The sequence below is a fragment of the Saccharopolyspora sp. NPDC002686 genome, assembly GCF_040295745.1.
Classification (GTDB): Bacteria; Actinomycetota; Actinomycetes; order Mycobacteriales; family Pseudonocardiaceae; genus Saccharopolyspora; species Saccharopolyspora oryzae.
Map to the genome: position 1 here is coordinate 1 of NZ_JBEOVY010000550.1, position 3,221 is coordinate 3,221.

At 69.9% G+C, this 3,221-nt stretch carries 2 protein-coding genes; both read left to right on the plus strand.

Features of this window, described 5'->3' with window-relative positions; translation table 11 throughout:
- Positions 1-184 precede the first annotated feature (184 nt).
- Positions 185-1,315 (plus strand): GuaB3 family IMP dehydrogenase-related protein, encoded by a 1,131-nt coding sequence (locus tag ABTZ89_RS37365; protein ID WP_351053925.1) that lies wholly within the window; start codon positions 185-187, stop codon positions 1,313-1,315.
- 104 nt (positions 1,316-1,419) lie between these two features.
- Positions 1,420-3,132, plus strand: coding sequence for a GMC family oxidoreductase N-terminal domain-containing protein (locus ABTZ89_RS37370; protein ID WP_270954602.1), 1,713 nt, complete (start codon positions 1,420-1,422; stop codon positions 3,130-3,132).
- Positions 3,133-3,221: the final 89 nt, after the last annotated feature.

A 3,221-nucleotide genomic window follows, 5' to 3' on the forward strand; every position in this document is an offset into this window, starting at 1 on the left:
GGCCGGGGGGGGGGGCCTCGTGGTGTCGGGTTGCCTTTTCCCCACTAAATCGACACCCGCCTGGGCCGAGCAGGGGGTGTGTGGTCGGGTGATCACGGAGGGCTAGGGGCCCCCGTTGCGCGTCACCCGGATGCCGCAGAGAGAATGTTGCGTTGGACATCGGTGCCGCGAGGAGGGACTGACGGTGCGGGATCAGGTTGAGATCGGCATGGGTCGCACAGCGATGCGCGGTTACGACTTGGACGACGTTGCGATCGTGCCGTCCAGGCGCACCCGTTCCTCCAAGGACGTGTCGCTGGCGTGGCAGATCGACGCGTACCGCTTCGACATCCCGCTGGTCACGCATCCGACCGACGCGGTCGTCTCGCCCGCGACGGCGGTGCGGATCGGCGAGCTCGGCGGTCTGGGCGTGCTCAACGCCGAGGGCCTGTGGGCGCGGCACGAGAACGTCGAGGAGAAGCTGTTCGACGTGGTGCGCGCCGCGGACGAGAGCAGCGACCCGGAGGCGGCCATCCGCCTGCTGCAGGAGCTGCACTCCGCGCCGATCCGGCAGGACCTGCTCGCCACCTCGCTGAAGCAGATCAAGGACTCCGGCGTCACGGTGGCCGCGCGCGTCAGCCCGCAGCACGCCGAGGAGCTGACCCCGGACCTGCTCGCGGCTGGCGTCGAGGTGCTGGTCGTGCAGGGCACGATCATCTCCGCCGAGCACGTGGCGCGCGACGGCGAGCCGCTGAACCTCAAGCGCTTCATCGGTGAGCTCGACGTGCCGGTGATCGCCGGTGGTGTCGGCGACTACCGCACTGCGATGCACCTGATGCGCACCGGCGCGGCTGGTGTGATCGTCGGCTTCGGCGAGTCCCGCTCCGCGACGACCACCCAGGTCCTGGGCATCGGCGTCCCGATGGCGACGGCCGTCGCCGACGCCGCCGCGGCGCGCCGCGACTACCTGGACGAGACCGGTGGCCGGTACGTGCACGTGATCGCCGACGGCGCGCTGTCCTACTCCGGCGACATCGCGAAGGCGATCGCCTGCGGCGCGGACGCGGTGATGCTCGGCGAGTCGCTGGCCGAGGCCTCGGACTCCCCGGCGCAGGGCTACTACTGGACTTCGGCCGCCGCGCACCCGAGCCTGCCGCGCAGCGACATCACCGGCTTCGCCGGTTCGGACGCGGACCTGGAGAAGCTGCTGTTCGGCCCGAGCAGCGACCCGTACGGCACGCTGAACCTCTTCGGCGGCCTCCGCCGCGCGATGGCCAAGACGGGCTACCGCGACCTCAAGGAGTTCCAGAAGGTCGGCTTGACTCTCCGCGGCTGAGCAAGACTCGTGAAGACCCCCAGTCCGGTCGGGCTGGGGGTCTTCGCTTTTTCTGCTCTTTCGGGGCTAGCTACTGGCGAGTAATTACGTTTAATCTGTCGCGCATGGCTGGACGTGATGGGGAGCACCGGGGTAGCAGCGACTTCGACGTGGTCGTGATCGGTTCCGGATTCGGCGGCAGCGTGGCCGCGCTGCGGCTGACCGAGAAGGGCTACCGGGTGGCGGTGCTCGAAGCCGGTCGCCGGTTCACCGACGACGAGCTGCCGAAGACCTCCTGGGACCTGAAGAAGTTCCTGTGGGCACCGCAGCTCGGCTGCTACGGCATCCAGCGGATCCACCTGCTGCGCAACGTCCTGATCCTGGCCGGAGCGGGCGTCGGCGGCGGATCGCTGAACTACGCCAACACGCTCTACCGGCCGCTCAAGCCGTTCTACAACGACCCGCAGTGGGCGCACATCACCGACTGGGAAGCCGAACTCGCGCCCTACTACGACCAGGCGACGCGGATGCTCGGCGTGGTGGACAACCCGTCCACCACCCCGTCGGACGTGGTGATGAAGAAGGTCGCCGGGCAGATGGGCGTCGGCGACACGTTCCACACCACGCCGGTCGGCGTCTACTTCGGCACGGCGGGCAAGACCGAGTCCGACCCGTTCTTCGGCGGCGCCGGGCCCGCCCGCACCGGCTGCACCGAGTGCGGCGCCTGCATGTCGGGGTGCCGCGTCGGCGCGAAGAACACGCTGGTGAAGAACTACCTGTACCTGGCGGAAGCGGGCGGCGCGCAGGTGTTCCCGCTGACCACGGTCGACCGGCTGGGGCAGGGCGCCGACGGCCGGTGGCGCATCGGCACTTCGCGCACCGGCGCGAAGTGGAACCGCAAGCCGCGCATCTTCAGCGCCGACCACGTGGTGGTCGCCGCCGGCACCTGGGGCACGCAGAACCTGCTGCACCGCAGCAAGGAACGCGGTGACCTGCCGCGGTTGTCCGGGCGGCTCGGGCGGCTCACCCGCACCAACTCCGAGTCGATCATCGGTGCGCAGATGCCGCAGGTCGACCCCGAGCGGGACTTCTCCAACGGCGTCGCGATCACCTCGTCGTTCCACCCCGACGAGAACACCCACATCGAGCCGTGCCGCTACACCAAGGGCGCCAACGCGATGGGTCTGCTGCAGACCCTGCCGACCAAGGGCGGCTCCCCGGAACCGCGGCTGAAGCAGTGGTTCCAGTACCTGCGCAAGCACCCGATGCACGCGCTGCGCCTGCTGAACGTGAAGAACTGGAGCGAGCGCACGGTCATCCTGCTGGTCATGCAGAGCCTCGACAACTCGCTGACCACCAAGCTGCGCAAGCGCTTCGGGCGCACCCAGCTGACCTCCGAGCAGGGCCACGGCGCGCCGAACCCGACCCACATCCCGGCCGGCGAGCGGGCCAACGAGCTGGTCGCCGAGGAGATCGGCGGCATCGCGGGCGGGACCTGGGGCGAGGTGTTCGACATCCCGATGACCGCGCACTTCCTGGGCGGCTGCCCGATCGGCGACGACGCCGAGCACGGCGTGATCGACCCGTACCACCGGGCGCACGGCTACCCGACGATGTCCATCGTGGACGGTTCGGCGGTGAGCGCGAACCTCGGCGTGAACCCGTCGTTGACCATCACCGCGCAGGCGGAGCGGGCCTTCGCGATGTGGCCGAACAAGGGCGAGACCGACACCCGCCCGGACCAGCGCGAGGCGTACCGCCAGGTCGCCCCGGTCGAGCCCAAGTCCCCCGCGGTCCCGGCCTCGGCCCCGGCGGCCCTCCACCTCCCGATCGTCTGACCCCGCTGCTCCGGGACACCCGCCCAGGCGTCCCGGGGTGCGGTCACCGGTGCTCCGCAAATTCAATGGAAATCGGAGGTCCGATTTCC

Bases quoted from the DNA above. Each gene is read 5' to 3' on its own strand.
- ABTZ89_RS37370 (WP_270954602.1), top strand. From the start codon at position 1,420: ATGGCTGGACGTGATGGGGAGCACCGGGGTAGCAGCGACTTCGACGTG.